The following is a 14,223-nucleotide window of genomic DNA, read 5'->3' on the forward strand; positions in this document are numbered from 1 at the left end:
CGAACCCCACGACCACTGCCAATCGACGGAAACCATTAATAACGGGCAGAAGCGTCACCACCAAAACCGGCAGAACTGTCACCGATGTGTTGATACAGAAGTGTCACCGATGTCCTGCGACATAACAAACAAAATTAACAGATCCCACACAAAATTAAAAGGCCCCCGCACAAGACCTAACAAAGTACTACTAGCCCCTTGTATCCGGGCCAGCAGCATGAGCAGTTTCCCCGCCGTCGGAGCCACCTCGATGCGTGGCATGCCGGCGTCGTCGATGCTGCGCAGCACCCTGTCCATGCTGGAACCACCCCGTACAAGCGTGGCGGACAAATAGTCCTCAACATCGGCCCAGCCAAGCCGCCTCTGATGCTCAACCATAGGCCCAGCCTAGCGCCGTTCCGGCTTTAGGCAGGCACCAATTCCCGCGGCACTTCAGGCTGGGCCACAAGGCTGGCGACAGACCCGGTTGAAGTGTCGCCGTGCGGCGGCACTTCTTTCCTGCCGTTCACCGGCTTGAACCTGTCAATGACTGCCACAACTGCCAGTGACACGGCCCCCCAAATGGCGAAGTTCAGCAGCGCACCACCCACCACGTCGCCACCGAAGTACAGGATTGAACGCGTCGCTTCCACGGCCGCAGGCATTGGGAGGATGTCGTGCAGCACCCGGAAGATCTCCGGTTCCATGTAGACCGACAGTGCCCCGCCAGAAGAAGGCACACCCAGGAACATCAAGATGGCTACCACCGGGATGATCGACAGCATGCCGATGAGCCGTTCAAACACTGTGGCGAACATGGCCATGGCGAAGATCGCCACGGCACCAGTGCCAAACAGTGCCCAGAAGTGCCCGTCAATGGCCCCCACCATGGGCCCGGCAATCATGTAGAGGACAGCGGACATGAATACGGACCAGGCGGCAACGATTGGCAGGAGCTTGCGCAGCGGCCGCGAAGCCGGCGCCGCATTGGCACCCACCACGATGATCATGAACCCTGCCATCATCCAGCCCATGGCCATGTACATAGCCACCGTTCCGGCGCTGTCGCTGTCCGGCAGCGGCGCCACGTTTTCGGTGTCCAAGCCCATCTGCTGCCCTGCGGCCACTTGGCCGAAGATGGTGGTGACGAGTTGTTGTGCGCTGGAGCTGGCCGCCTCATTGGTCAGCAACAGGGCGGCGCCGTTCGGTGCGGTGGGCAGCACCAGAGCGGCGCTGACCGTGCGGTCGCCAACCAGAGTGCGGGCTTCCTGTTCCGAATCCACGGCGCGCAGCTCAAACAGCCCCTGCATGCCGGCATCCAGCGTATCCACCGCTTCCTGCCCAACTTCCATGGTGGCACCGACGACGGCGACCGGCATGTCACGCGGCGTCGGCTCGAACATGGCGCCGAGCATGAAGGAAATCATCATGGCTACCATGGCAAAAGGGAAGAACAACAGTGCGGCATAGCGCCAGAACCGCGTCTTGGGGCGGGGCCCGCCGTGAAGCGATTGGACAGCGACCATGGGAAGGGCCGCGTTCGGGTTCTTGCGCTGCTTGTTCGCGTCAAAGCCGAGCGTGAAGAGTAGTGCCAGCACGGCACCCACCGCGAGAACGAGCACATAGGGTCCCGTTCCGGCACCGTCAAAGTACATGACGGAGCTCAGCGCCTCACCCAGTGCGGGGGTGGGAAGGAACGTATGCAGGAACGCATAGAGGTCAGGCATGGTGTAGACGGACATGCCCATGTTGGACGCCGGGACACCGAGCACCATCAGCAGGAACATGGCCGCGATGATAGCCATGGGTCCCATGAGCCGGGTCAGCAGCAATTGCACGGCGCCGACAGCAAACACACCGAGCCAACAGACTCCCAGCACTGCCCATGCATGCCCCTGAACCACCCCCAGGAGTGGACCCGTCACGGCCCACACAAGACCGGCGGCGAGCGCCGCCCATCCGGCCAGCAGTGGCACGGCCCGGCGCAAGCGCAGCAATTCCGGCGAATTTGAAAGCGTCAGGCTGAACGGCAGGTACCCGGCCATGATCAAGGCCGTCGTCATGAACATGGCACCAAGCCCGGACTTGTCGTTATCCGGGAGCCGAGCCAGATCCTCGGCGTGCAGTTCCAGCCCTTGGGACATGATCTGCGGTGCCAGCAGCCCTGTGACGGCTCCGGCTTGGGAGGCACCGGCGGCTCCGGCGGTGTACAGCGAGGCATTGCCTTCACCGAGTACCACCGCTGCTGCAACGTCGCGGTCCACAACCAGTTTGCGCGCTTCTTCAGCAGTGGCAACGGTGCGGACATCCACTGCGTCCGGGTCAGCCAATTCCAGTGATTGGGCGAACTCCGCAACGGCGGCAGGGGCACCCGCCACTACGACGGGCATGTTGTTCGGCGTCGGCGAGTGCATTGCGGCCAGGTATCCGCCCACCATCATGCCGACCATGATCAGCGGCATCATGAACATGGCGGTGTAGCGCCCGATTGTCTCAGCCTTGGCTCGCTTGCGTGCTGCAGCTTCCGCCGCGGCTGGGCCATCGGCTGATGATTTTGCCGATGGTTCGTTGCCGTGTGCTGGGACCTTGCCAGACGCCTCCAGTGTGCGGAGTTCCCCTCCCGGAGGGTGGGTGCTGGGATTTTCTTCGGTGCTGCTCAAATTCGTACTCCTGTTGCTGCGCTCTAAGGTTGCATGGCTTCCCACATGGTCGGAAAGCGCCATTCACACACCACAAATTCGTGGGGCAAGATGCAATTAGATCACTTTACGCCACGTGGCGTAAAAATGTACAACAGGTGGCCAGTGCAAACCTCATTGCCGTCCGCGATACGGTGGGGAATTGAAGGGAAGGTGGGATACATGGGACATCATGGAGACATGGCGCGTGAGGCTCTACTCGATGCGGCAGAGGAGCTATTTGCCCTGCATGGTGTGGATGCAGTTTCCAACCGCAAGATTGCTGAACATGTGGGCACGCACAACCACTCGGCCGTTGCCTACCACTTTGGCAACCGCGACAAACTCATCCACGCCCTGCTCGAACGGCACTTGCAAAGCATGGAAGGACGCCGGGCGGAGCTCATCGCAGATCTTCCCGCGGACGCAGATCTACGCTCCGTGATCGCGTGCCGGATACTGCCGTGGGTGGAGCAGCTTGCGGAAATGCCCCAGCCAAGTTGGCGCGCGCGGTTCCTTTACCAAGTGCGCACCGTCCCCTCCGTGTCCGAGGTACTGGCGTCTTCCTTCGAATCAAGCAACAATTTCGATGACTTGCTCCTGCGCATGCGCGAGGGTCTGCGCGAAATTCCACCGACCATTCTGCGGGCGCGAGCCGGTGTCCTGGGACATATGGCGCTGGGTATCTGTGCTGACTTTGAGGCGCAGCTGCAGGCTGGCACCCAGCAGGGCAGCTGGACGTCCGTGGGCTACTTCCTCATCGACGCCGGGGCGGGCATGCTGGCCGCACCTGTCACCCACAGTGGGGACTTCCTGTCACCACAGAGCATGCCCAGCCTGATTTAGGTGCCCGTCCGGTGACGGACAGGCACCTGCAGCCAGCTACTAGCCAAGTTCACCCAGCGCGCTTTGGAGCCTCTCGATCTTTCCGGTGATTTCACCGGTGTGGCCCGGGCGGATGTCCGCCTTGAGGACAAGCGAAACACGTGAGCCGTACTGCCCAATGGCCTCGGTGGCGCGTTTTACAACGTCCATGACCTCATCCCACTCGCCTTCAATTTCGGTGAACATTGAACTCGTGCGGTTGGGCAGCCCAGAATCACGGACTACCTTGACGGCGGCAGCTACTGCCGTGTGCACGGAAGCGTCGTCGCCCCTGCCCGCTGGTCCATCGAGCGGGGTGCCGCTGGGTGCAACTGAAAACGCAACAATCATGAAGATCTCCTAGAGTTGAGGGCCGATGTTTGCATTCGGCCTGGTGTCCACTTCCATTATGGGCAGTTCACCCCATGGGAGGGTGCCTCCAGAGCGGATACGATGAAACCCATGCTTGCCTCATTGCTTTCGCTTCCGCTGGCCCCTGCCCCGGATCCTTATGACTACCAATACGACGGCGCCTCAACGGCGGCCTCCATGGGTCTCGTCCTGATGATCATGGGCATCTATTTTATGATCTTCGTGGTCTTCTGGTTGGCAAACGGCTTTGCCTGGGCCGGTCTCTTCCACAAGGCGGGCCACCCGAAGTGGGCTGCCTTTGTGCCGTTCTACAATTCATGGGTCATGGTGAAGATTGCTGGTCGCCCCGAATCAAGTTTTTGGTTGCAGTTCATTCCCTATGCCGGAATTTACTGGATGATCGTCACCCTCAATGATCTTGCCAAGTCCTTCGGCAAGGACGTCGCCTATACGGTTGGCCTGGTATTTGTCCCGGTGGTGTTCGCTGCCATCCTCTCCTATGGAGACGCCCGCTACTTGGGCCCGGCCTACGTCTCACCTGCCCAGAAGCAGTACTGGCAAAACTATCCGCAGCAGCAGTACGCCGGCCAGCAGTACCCCGCCCAGCAGTACCCTGGCCAAGGGCAGCCCCAGTACGATCAGTCGCACTACGGACCGCAGGACCCACAGGGCCAGTACCAGCAATATCAAGGCCAACAGTTTCAGGGCCAGCAGCCGGAATACCCCAGCCAGCAGGCCCCTCAGGCGCAGCCGCCGTACGGTTCAGGGCCAACCCAGCAGCCGTAGCCCGGCAGCGGCCGCAGCGCCGGCAAGAACCACCACGAGGAACGGTGCCTTGAGCCAAAGGGCGATCCCGGCCGCCACCAAAGCACCGATTCTGGCATCAAGCACCAGCGAGGCACCACTCGCTGCGGCGTTGACAACCGTCAGCGAGGCCAGCAGCCCGATGGTCAACGTTCCTGCCACCCGCGACATCCGCGGGTTGGCCAGGACCTTTGCCGGCACAAGGTAGCCCAGCAGCTTGGTCAGATACGCCAACGCGGCGGCAACAAGCAGCCAAAACCACATGCTCACGGCTGTTCCCCTTCATTCCCGGCCACCAAGTGCCCCGTTCCTGCCGCTGCATGCCTGGGGCGTGCAACGACGTCGTGCTTGTATGGTTCAAGGTCAGGTTCCAACCCGTCACCAACATGCCCCGGCGCATGGCCGGGCGTGCGGTCACTGCGGAACCAGCCGATCAGCCCGGCCACGACGGCAGCCACCAGGATTGGCACACCCGGGGGTACCCACGGAACAGCCAGCAGCGTTGCAACGGCGCACACCACGGCGATCGCGGCAGGCTGGAATGCCTTGATGCGCGGCCACAACAAGCCGAGGAACGCCGCCACTGCGGCGCCGTCAAGACCCCACTGTTTGGGGTCACCCAAGGCGTCACCAAGAACGGCGCCGGCGGCTGTCATGACATTCCACAACACAAAAATTCCCAGCCCGGCCACCCAGAAGCCGCGCTTTTGTTCCCCAGGATCGCTTTGGCCGGTTGCCGTGGCAGTCGACTCATCGATGGTCACGTGGGCGGCCGCAAATCGGCGCCAGCCCGTGGGCCGCAGCAACGCGTTGAGTTGCATGCCGTAGACCCCGTTGCGGATGCCCAGCAGGGCAGAGGCGCTCATGGCCGCAACTCCCGTGCCACCGGCGGCCACCACGCCAATAAACGCAAATTGCGAGCCACCGCTGAACAGCAACAGGCTCAGCACCATGGTTTGCCAAAAGCTCAGACCCGAAGCTACCGAGAGCGCACCAAACGAAACCCCATACAAGCCGGTGGCGACGGCGATCGAGGCGCCAATCTTGGCGGCCGGGGAGTCCTTGAGCTTCATCCCCACCATGGTGTCATGTCTGCCTCCCTGACGGTGCACCGCAGGGGCGCAAGGCCGGGAAGGCCCGTTCGGGTTGCCAGCCTATTGCCGCACGATGGCAATGGGCCTGGTGTGCGTGTCGATGGGTTCCGTGGACAGGCTCAGGCTTTCAGTGCCGTGGAGGGCATCCGCGGCCCGGACAAGCGCCAGGTGGGAGAAGGCCTGCGGGAAGTTCCCGGCCATCCGGCCCTGGGCCATGTCATATTCTTCACTGAGCAGACCCTCCTCATTGGCCAGCCCCACCAGCTTGTCCATCAACGTGACGGCCTCGGCGCGGCGGCCCGTGTGGGCGTACTGCTCCACCAACCAGAAGGAGCAGGCAAGGAACGGGTGCTCCCCTGGCGCCAGTCCGTCCAACCCTGACGCCGTTTGGTAACGCAAAATCAGTCCGTGTTCGTCGACAAGCTCTTCCTCGAGGGCCGCCACCGTGCCCAGCATCTCCGGGGACGTGTACTTCACGAAACCCACCTGCGGAATGACAAGCAACGAGGCATCCGTAGAGGTTCCGCCGTATGTTTGGGTGAACGTGTTCAGCTCCTTGTTGAAGCCATGTTCAAGAATTTCTTCCCGCAACTGCTCGCGTACGCTCTCCCAGTGCTCAACCGGCCCCGGCAGGCCGTGGTTGCGTACGGCCCGCACGGCACAGTCAAAGGCGGCCCACATCATGACGCGCGAATGGGTGAAATACAGCAGGTCCCCACGCATCTCCCAAATGCCGTGGTCCTTGTCCGTCAGGTGCTTGTCAATGAAACCCAGCATGGCTTGTTGCAGCGGCCAGGAGAAATGGTCTTCATGTCCACCGGCGAGCCGCAGCTTTTCCAAGGCCACCATGACTTCACCGACGACGTCGGCCTGATATTGGCCCACAGCTTCGTTGCCGATGCGCACCGGCAGAGCGCCCTCGTATCCAGTCAGGTGGTCAAGGTCGCGTTCAGGCAGATTCCGCTCACCTGAAAGCCCGTACATGATTTGCATGTCCTCGGGGTCCCCGGCCACGGCCCGCAGCAACCAGTCGCGCCATTTCAAGGCCTCATCGGCGTAGCCGTGCGTGAGCATGGCCTCGAGCGTCAGGGCCGCGTCCCGCAGCCAGCAAAAGCGGTAGTCCCAGTTTCGCGCTCCGCCAAAGTCCTCCGGCAGCGAGGTGGTGGGCGCCGCGACAATGCCACCTGTGTCTGCATGCGTCAGAGCCCGCAACACCAGCAGGGACCTCTCCACCAGGCGTGCGTACTTTCCGTCCTGGTTGTACCTCTTGGCCCAGTCTTCCCAGTATTTGCAGGTTTGCTCCAACGCCGGTTGCGTGTCGACTGCCTTGGGAACTGGGCGGTGCGAGGGGTACCACGTCAGCTCCTGCACCACTTTCTCACCGGCCTGCACTGTGAACGTGCCACCGTGCAAACGGCCGACGGCGTGCGGCAGGTGGTCTCCGCGCAGCACCACCGCGTCCGGTCCGGCGACACCAACGATTGCTTCCGTGCCGTCTTCCTCCTCCACCCGACGGATCCAGGGCACGATCTTGCCGTAACCGGGGCGGAAGGTAATTTCCTGGTTGAATTCTACGCTTCCACTCACCCCGTCGATGCGACGCACAATGGACGCCCGGCGATCCCCGATCGGCATGAAGTCAGTGACACGTGCAGTGCCTTCGGGAGTTGTCCAGAGCGTTTCCAGTACAAACGTCCGCCCGAGATAGTTGCGCTTTTCAACGGCTGCTTCAGGGTGTGACGGTGCCATGAGCCAGCGTCCGTTGTCAGTGGTGCCCAGCAGTGCCGAAAACACTGCGTGGGAGTCAAAACGCGGAAAACACAGCCAGTCGATGCTCCCATCACGGCCCACAAGGGCGCCGGTGTGCAGATCGGAAAGCAGTGCATAGTCTTCAATTCTCGATGCCATGGTTCCATGCAACCACATGGAACCGGGCGCTGCTACATGAACGGCAAAGCTGTCAGAGTTGAACGGATCACTGCGGGCACGTTGCTTGTCACCTGTGTCACCCCGTGGCTCAGGCACAGTTGCAGATCATCAGCGGTGTCAACGGTCCAAACTCGCAGGACACGGCCAGCTGCCACCCACCGTGCGACGTTGCCAGGGTACGCCCGCACGTAGCCGACGCCCGGCCCGGCAAGGTGGGCAACGCCGTCGTCCAATAACTTTTCCCCCGCAGCCACGGCCTCAACAGCAGGGGCCGTGGCTACCTCCAGCAGCTGACACAACTGTTCCGCCGGGACGTGTTGGGCTAAATATGCCACGGCTTCCGGATGGAAGCTCATGAATGACACCTCCACATTGCCGGCCTGTCCGCCGTCGTCGCTCCATCCGTGGCCGCGCAACGCCTCAAGTGCGGTCTCTACAAGAGTGGGCTCAAAGAGTGCACCGTATTTGAACTCGATCGCCAGCCCCACGGGCCTGCCAGCGTTGGCCAGGATGTGCAACAATTCCAACAGCGTCAGCAGCTGGGTGGCGGTGGTGCCGAACTCGGGAGGGAGCGGTGTAATGTGCCAGCTGCTGAAATCGAGCTCCCGAAGCTGCGCGAGCGTCAGTTCGGAGACGGGTCCGGTGCCGTTCGAGGTCCGGTCCACGGTGTCGTCGTGCAGCAGGATCAGTTCCCCGTCGGCGCTGAGGTGAACGTCGCACTCAACCCCGTCGGCGCCGTCGGCCAAGGCCTGGAGGTAGGCGGCGCGGGTGTGCTCGGCAAATGCAGCGCTGGCTCCGCGGTGGGCGTAGATCTGAACCGTCATGGCTCCACGCTACGCTTGCTTCATGGCGCAAACACAACAACTTGGCTCAGCGGGTTTGGCAAAGGTTTCGAAAACCGACGCGGAAAAGGCTGCGGCCCTGCGATGGATGAAGCGCTTCGCCCTGTCCCTGCTGCTCTTCATGGCGGTAGTGTTTTGCGTGGCCTTTGCCCTGGAGCCCCAGTACCCGTGGCTTGCCTACGTCCGGGCTGCAGCCGAGGGCGGCATGGTGGGCGCGCTTGCCGACTGGTTTGCCGTCACAGCACTGTTCAAGCACCCCATGGGCATCAAAATCCCGCACACGGCCATCATCCCGAACCGCAAGGATGAGATCGGGGTTTCACTGGCCGACTTTGTGGAAAACAACTTTCTGTCAGAGGCCGTCGTTGCCGAGAAGCTCGCCACCACCGAAATCGCGCAAAAAATAGGTGCATGGCTGGCCAAGCCTGCAAGCGCCCAGCGGGTGGCAAAGGAGGGTGCAGCAGCCCTGCGCGGGGCCATGGCAGTGTTGAAGGATGAGGACGTCAAGGACGTCATCGAGGCCATGGTGCGCAAGCATTTGCTTGAGCCGCCATGGGGCCCGCCCATTGGCAAGGTTGCCGAGCGTATTTTCGCCGACGGCCACCACCATGCCCTGGTCGACTTGCTCGTTGACCGCTCAACCACGTGGATTCGCAGCAACCACACCACCATCAGTGGACTAGTGACAGACCGCTCCCCCAGCTGGGTGCCACAGTTTGTGGACGGGATGGTGGGAGACAAGATTTACACCGAGATTTACAAATTTGCCCGCGCCGTCCAGGATGACCCGCAGCATGAAGTCCGGTTGAAACTCGATGAGTACCTCAAGGATCTGGCCCAGGAACTCCAGCATGACCCGGCCATGATCGCCAAGGCTGAATCCATCAAAAAGCAGGTCCTGGGTGACCCGGAAGTGCGTGACTTGGCGGCACGTACCTGGAGCACGATCAAGACGGCCATTACCGACGCCGCGGAAGACCCCAATTCCGAGCTGCGCCTGAAGTTCACGTCAGTGGTGCAGGAGTTTGGCAACAGATTGATCGAAGACTCTGAGCTGGCGGATAAGGCCAACAAGTGGATTTCCGACGCGGCCGCGTACCTTGTTGGCACGTATAAGCATGAGATTACCTCTCTCATCTCCGATACCGTGGGGCGTTGGGACGCTGTGGAAACCAGTCAAAAGATCGAGCTACAGGTGGGACGGGACCTGCAGTTCATCCGCATCAACGGCACCGTCGTTGGCTCATTGGCCGGCCTGGCCATCTTCGCCGTCGCAACCCTGGTCTTCGGCTAGTCTTGCACAGCTGAGCTTCCCCGGCTCCCGGTGTAGGCCACCCCAAGCCTGAACACGGCCCACAGAACACCGGTCACCGCGGTTGCGATGAGCAGCAAACCAATATCGGGCTGGAACAGAAGTGTGGTGGCGAGCGGCGGGCCACCCAGCTTTGGCAGCAGAGTGAAAACGATCCACGCTGCAATAAGCATGGCCAGCAGAGGGCACCACAAACTGAACAGGCCAACAATGCCAGAGTTCAACTTGGCGCGGACCTTGGTGCGACGAAACCACGCCCAAATCATGCTGACCCCAAAGACCATCGGCAGGAGCACCATCGCGATGAACAACACCTTCCGGGACCATCGCAGCCCATCACCGTCGTAGTCGATGCCCATCGCCCTGGCGGTGATGCCGTTACGGAGTTGGGTAGTTTCACCGAATCCCAGCCCGCTGCCGCCGTTGACCAACAGCGCCGTTGCTGGAATCCACAAACCAGCCAAAGCCGTAGCCGGGCGATGCGTCGCTGGCTGGGCGCATCATTCGCGCTTTGCCTTCGGCGCTCAGCACATCGTTCCGACCATTCATCATCATCTGCATATAGCTCGCCAGATCGGTGGCGCTCGCGACGATCCCACCTTGCGGAGCCGTCCCGCGATCGGTCGTTTTTTTGGGCAGCGGTCGTGTGGTGCCGAACCATGGCGTGTGCCCGGCCGCCATGGATTCGTGGATCTCACCGTCAGCGACGAAGCTGTGCTCCATTCCAACCGATTCGAGGATGTTGAGTGCAATATAGGCTTGGTATTCCTGCCCGCTGACTACTTCGATCAGGCGACCAAGAATCTGGTAATTCGTATTGGAGTATTCCCACCTCTGATCGGGCTTGTGAGCTGGATTCATCTGCGCAAGCTGGTCAACCCGGCTCGCAAGCTCATTCTTTCCGCCGGTTATGTCCGTATGCGAGGTGTTCCCTTGAAGAGTCGAAAAGCCGCTCGTGTGGCTGAGTAGCTGCCTGATCGTGATTGCGCCGACGGGCTGGTCCGAGAAACGCTCAAGATAGTGCGAAACCTCGGTGTCCAAGCCGATCGCGCCTGCCTCGATAAGTTGCATCACGGCCAGCGCCGTAAAACTCTTTGAGATCGAGCCGGTCAGGAAAGCCGTGTCCGAGGTGACTTTCCTGCCGCTTCCGATCTTGGTAGCACCGCGCGCGCCAACCGATGTGACGCCGTCGGCCACGACGGCGTAGGCCAGGCCGGGCACGCCCACAGCAGGCATCTCGGCATCGATGAAGGCCTCGATCGATCCCTCAGATCCACCAGTCTGGAAGGCTGCACTGAGGCCAAGAGCCAGGATCACCAGTAATCGCCACACGGTATCGTCCTCCCCGGGGCATCTGCGTGTGGTCTGATTATAGGTCCAGTAGTCGCATCACCGTTGGGGGTGGGGGCAGCTGCGGCGCGTCAGTTGAGGTTTTTAAGCGCTTGGACGGGGCGGTTCCCGCTGCGCCGCAGACCATGGGCGCTGGTCGTTGCAAGGCCTCGCATGGTCAACGAACTCGAGTGGCCGCTGGGGGTTAACCATGCCAAGGCTGAAGCTCAGCCTTGGGCTAAAGCTCAGTCCACGGCACGAGCACTAGCTGCGTTTGTGGGTCCTTGGTTGTTTCGCCTGCTTCGCTACTTTGGCCGGCTTCGGGGGCTTAAGCGCCTTGGGCTCCTTGGGTGGCTTGGCTGCTTTACCGTTGGTCTCCAGCTCGGCCAGCAGCTGCTCCGGAATCATGAGGGGCGCCGGACCGAAGGCGCGGTTAGCCGAGGCCACCACCGCCCGGCCCATCATGTAGTTGCCTGCTCCACCTACGGCAGCACCGATGCCAAACGGCAATGCCCGTCCCACGATGGAGACGCTGCCCTTGACGGCCATCTTCCGCAGAAACTTTTTCTGCATGGGTGCAATCAGCGTCTTGACTGTTGCCAGCGGAATGCTCTTGGTGACCGTCCGCCCCCACGCCTGCATCGGCGTTTTGCCGGTGCCCAGGGCGTGCCCGGTCAGTCCCTGCAGCATGGACAGGCCCTCATCACCCAAAATAATGGTCATGACAGTGAGTTGGGCGAGTTCGGGATCTTTGAGCCGCAAGCCGTGGAGTTCTGCAATGGACTGGGCGTAAAGTGCCGTTGCTTCAAGAAAAACTCCGGCAGCGGCAGCTGAAATGGTCAGTGCCGCGACCGTGCCAACCCCCGGAATGATTGCCGTGGCGCCAATAGCGGCACCGCCGGTTCCAACACCGGACAAAAAGTCACGTTCCAGCCGCTGACTGAGCTCAAACGCGGTTGCGTTCGGATGGCGTTTGCGAAGGCGCCGCAAATTGGCCAGCACCAGCGGGCGTTGTACCTCAACGGCTTTGAGCAGCAGCCCATGAACGGCAGGCGTGGGCCTGCCGTCGCTGCCGAACGCCGCCCCTGCGGCAACTCCCACGGCCGGGTTGACCTTCCCTGCCGACTTCGCGAAGCCAGGTCCGGGCTCCATTCCAACGTGCTTGAGTTCCTTGCGTGCCATAACTCCCCTACCCTGTCTGTTCCTCAAGGCTAACGGCACATCTGTGCAATGGCCCAGACGTTCACTCCTAGGAAAAATCTGCCAGCCAGCCCGGGAGGTCAGCCTGCGAGCGCAACCGACGTGGCGCCGTCGTGCTTCACTGCGGAGGTAAAGAGGCGGGTGCGCAGGGAAAGCAACAGCAGCACCATGCCGACGCTGAGCAGTATGTGCCCCAATCCGGCAATGCCGGGGATGGCCGCAGAAACCTCGGTGGCGCCGTTGACCTGGAGCATTCCGTGGACCACCATCATGGCCGCCGTCAGCACCAGCCCGGCGTTGTACGTCCAGAAGAACCAGCTGAACAGACGCGAACAGGACAACACGAACACCTTTCAAGCACCAGCACGATCAGCAGCACCATGAAGCCAAGGGTCAGCAGGTGCGTGTGGATCACGGAAAGCTGGGTGAAGCCGGTGAAGTTCTTTCCCTTTGTGAACTCTCGGTAAAAGAAGCCCGAAAGCACTCCGATGACCATGTAGGCAAACGCTGAATAAAAGAGCTTCTTCATGAGGGGTCCTTAGCTGCGGGCCCCCGGTGCGGGCCTTTGCTTCCAGCCTAGGAACGCGCACTACGACGGGCATCAACCTTTTGGTTGAACCGGCCGCGACACTTGGCTTATGTTTGCGCTTGCTTTTGTCCGAGTCCCGTTCAGCGGCACTGCCCGAAGTTACGCGGGTGGTTTTTCGCTGTGCGCTCGTTTCCGCGCTTGTAGTTACCGGTCAGGCGGGCCATCAACTCCTGGGGGTCTGCCGCTTCCAGATCGTCGCGAAACTTCCGGGCCGAGCTGCCACGCAAGGTTGCTGCGCTGCGACCGTGGTGGCTGATGGTGACGTCGCCGTTCTCCGCGATCGTGTACTTAAAGCCGTTGGGTTGGTTGAGCATTTTGCGAGGCCTATCCGCGGGGGACGAACGAACCCGATACGTGTCCGGTCAGGAAAGATGACACATCGGCCAGTTCGGTGGCGCCGATGTGGTGGCCCATCCCGGCATAGTGGGCGTTGCTCAGTTCAGTGTTGTCCACCAGCCAATCGGCAGTGAACGCCGTGGCGTCCGGATTGATGACGACGTCGGCGGGGTCGCGCGCCCAGAGGAACGGGATCTGGACGGCCAAGGGTTCCATGGCGGCAAGGAGTTCATTGTGGAGGACAAAGCCCGAGAGCCCCACGCCAGCAGTGAACTGCTCCGGGCGCAACCGGATGAGTGTTGTGGCCATGGCCATGCCTTGTGAAAACCCCAGCACCGACACTGAACTGAAAGCGTATTTCTCCATGACGGAGTCCAGCCAGGCCAGCACTGCGCTGGCAGCACCAACCACCTCGGCGAAATCGTTGACCAGGAAATAGTCCAACAAGAACCAGCCCCTGCCCCCTGCAATGTCCCGTGGTGCCCGCGGTGCCGCGCAGGTGAAACCCTTGGGCAGGTCCTTGAACATGGCGGCCATGCGTGCTTCATCCGAGCCGTAGCCGTGCAGCATCAGCAGCAGGGGCGTGCCGGCGCGCTCGCCCTCGGGGCGGGACCACAAAATGTTGTCCATGGGGCAACACTACCCATCCGGTGGGACCTGGTCGGCTTTGAGCGGCGGTTTCCCGCTTGACCGCACCTTTTCCGCATATTCGCAGGGTACAGACACCGCTTTAGCGGTCAAGGTGCGTTTATGCACGAAACAGCCGTCTGTGTCCCCGATCCTGCCCTCAAAAACAGGCGTCCATTCCACAAAATCCGGCCCAGCCTCACGCCGAATCCCCGCTTTTCTGTGTTTGCGTGGATAAATCCTTGACAAGTGAAGATGAACACAGATA

General features: G+C 61.4%; 17 protein-coding genes. 3 read left to right on the plus strand and 14 right to left on the minus strand.

Annotation, left to right across the window (positions count from 1 at the left end; all coding sequences use genetic code 11):
* Positions 1 to 78: 78 nt before the first annotated feature.
* Entirely contained in the window at positions 79 to 378 is a 300-nt protein-coding gene (locus JMA46_RS12110; RefSeq protein WP_207345604.1) for a hypothetical protein, read from the minus strand.
* A gap of 26 nt (positions 379 to 404) precedes the next feature.
* Positions 405 to 2,639 (minus strand): ABC transporter permease, encoded by a 2,235-nt coding sequence (locus JMA46_RS12115; RefSeq protein ID WP_207345605.1) that lies wholly within the window; start codon positions 2,637 to 2,639, stop codon positions 405 to 407.
* A gap of 201 nt (positions 2,640 to 2,840) precedes the next feature.
* On the opposite strand from JMA46_RS12115, the gene JMA46_RS12120 reads away from it, so the two are divergent.
* Positions 2,841 to 3,503, plus strand: a complete 663-nt coding sequence (locus tag JMA46_RS12120) for a TetR/AcrR family transcriptional regulator (RefSeq protein ID WP_207345606.1) — start codon at positions 2,841 to 2,843, stop codon at positions 3,501 to 3,503.
* 39 nt (positions 3,504 to 3,542) lie between these two features.
* Here JMA46_RS12120 and JMA46_RS12125 read toward each other — a convergent pair whose 3' ends face one another.
* Entirely contained in the window at positions 3,543 to 3,872 is a 330-nt protein-coding gene (locus JMA46_RS12125; RefSeq protein WP_207345607.1) for a thiamine-binding protein, read from the minus strand.
* Positions 3,873 to 3,983: 111 nt separating this feature from the next.
* Here JMA46_RS12125 and JMA46_RS12130 point away from each other — a divergent pair, with 111 nt between their 5' ends.
* The gene (locus JMA46_RS12130) at positions 3,984 to 4,679 is read left to right on the plus strand and encodes a DUF5684 domain-containing protein (RefSeq protein WP_207345608.1); all 696 of its coding nucleotides are present in this window, start codon (positions 3,984 to 3,986) and stop codon (positions 4,677 to 4,679) included.
* Here the strand turns inward: JMA46_RS12130 and JMA46_RS12135 are convergent.
* From JMA46_RS12135 to JMA46_RS12150, 4 genes are all read right to left on the minus strand, one after another.
* Complete coding sequence (locus JMA46_RS12135) at positions 4,656 to 4,967, minus strand: AzlD domain-containing protein (RefSeq protein ID WP_207345609.1); 312 nt, start codon at positions 4,965 to 4,967, stop codon at positions 4,656 to 4,658. The genes JMA46_RS12130 and JMA46_RS12135 overlap by 24 nt on opposite strands.
* The gene (locus JMA46_RS12140) at positions 4,964 to 5,770 is read right to left on the minus strand and encodes an AzlC family ABC transporter permease (RefSeq protein WP_207345647.1); all 807 of its coding nucleotides are present in this window, start codon (positions 5,768 to 5,770) and stop codon (positions 4,964 to 4,966) included. The genes JMA46_RS12135 and JMA46_RS12140 overlap by 4 nt, the downstream gene beginning before the upstream one ends.
* 81 nt (positions 5,771 to 5,851) lie before the next feature.
* Complete coding sequence (locus JMA46_RS12145; protein ID WP_282099593.1) at positions 5,852 to 7,717, minus strand: glycoside hydrolase family 15 protein; 1,866 nt, start codon at positions 7,715 to 7,717, stop codon at positions 5,852 to 5,854.
* A 14-nt stretch (positions 7,718 to 7,731) separates the two neighbouring features.
* Positions 7,732 to 8,544, minus strand: coding sequence for a glycerophosphodiester phosphodiesterase family protein (locus JMA46_RS12150; protein WP_207345611.1), 813 nt, complete (start codon positions 8,542 to 8,544; stop codon positions 7,732 to 7,734).
* A gap of 22 nt (positions 8,545 to 8,566) precedes the next feature.
* On the opposite strand from JMA46_RS12150, the gene JMA46_RS12155 reads away from it, so the two are divergent.
* Positions 8,567 to 9,856, plus strand: coding sequence for a DUF445 domain-containing protein (locus JMA46_RS12155; RefSeq protein ID WP_247647268.1), 1,290 nt, complete (start codon positions 8,567 to 8,569; stop codon positions 9,854 to 9,856).
* Here the strand turns inward: JMA46_RS12155 and JMA46_RS12160 are convergent.
* From JMA46_RS12160 to JMA46_RS12185, 7 genes are all read right to left on the minus strand, one after another.
* Positions 9,853 to 10,329 (minus strand): hypothetical protein, encoded by a 477-nt coding sequence (locus tag JMA46_RS12160; RefSeq protein ID WP_207345613.1) that lies wholly within the window; start codon positions 10,327 to 10,329, stop codon positions 9,853 to 9,855. The two genes, JMA46_RS12155 and JMA46_RS12160, sit on opposite strands and share 4 nt — an antisense overlap.
* Positions 10,271 to 11,206, minus strand: a complete 936-nt coding sequence (locus JMA46_RS12165; RefSeq protein ID WP_207345614.1) for a serine hydrolase domain-containing protein — start codon at positions 11,204 to 11,206, stop codon at positions 10,271 to 10,273. Before JMA46_RS12165 ends, JMA46_RS12160 begins: the two co-directional genes overlap by 59 nt.
* Positions 11,207 to 11,467: 261 nt before the next feature.
* Positions 11,468 to 12,385 carry a hypothetical protein gene (locus tag JMA46_RS12170; protein WP_207345615.1) on the minus strand — a complete coding sequence of 306 codons (918 nt, stop codon included), beginning with the start codon at positions 12,383 to 12,385 and terminating at the stop codon, positions 11,468 to 11,470.
* Between the two features lie 98 nt (positions 12,386 to 12,483).
* Entirely contained in the window at positions 12,484 to 12,744 is a 261-nt protein-coding gene (locus tag JMA46_RS17630) for a DUF2871 family protein (protein ID WP_348770149.1), read from the minus strand.
* On the minus strand, positions 12,684 to 12,932 hold the full coding sequence (locus JMA46_RS17635; protein WP_348770150.1) for a DUF2871 family protein: 249 nt from the start codon (positions 12,930 to 12,932) through the stop codon (positions 12,684 to 12,686). The genes JMA46_RS17630 and JMA46_RS17635 overlap by 61 nt, the downstream gene beginning before the upstream one ends.
* A 140-nt stretch (positions 12,933 to 13,072) precedes the next feature.
* Entirely contained in the window at positions 13,073 to 13,306 is a 234-nt protein-coding gene (locus JMA46_RS12180) for a hypothetical protein (RefSeq protein WP_207345616.1), read from the minus strand.
* A gap of 10 nt (positions 13,307 to 13,316) precedes the next feature.
* On the minus strand, positions 13,317 to 13,958 hold the full coding sequence (locus JMA46_RS12185) for a phospholipase (RefSeq protein ID WP_207345617.1): 642 nt from the start codon (positions 13,956 to 13,958) through the stop codon (positions 13,317 to 13,319).
* Positions 13,959 to 14,223: the final 265 nt, after the last annotated feature.

The sequence above is a fragment of the Arthrobacter sp. E3 genome (assembly GCF_017353415.1).
GTDB lineage: Bacteria > Actinomycetota > Actinomycetes > Actinomycetales > Micrococcaceae > Specibacter.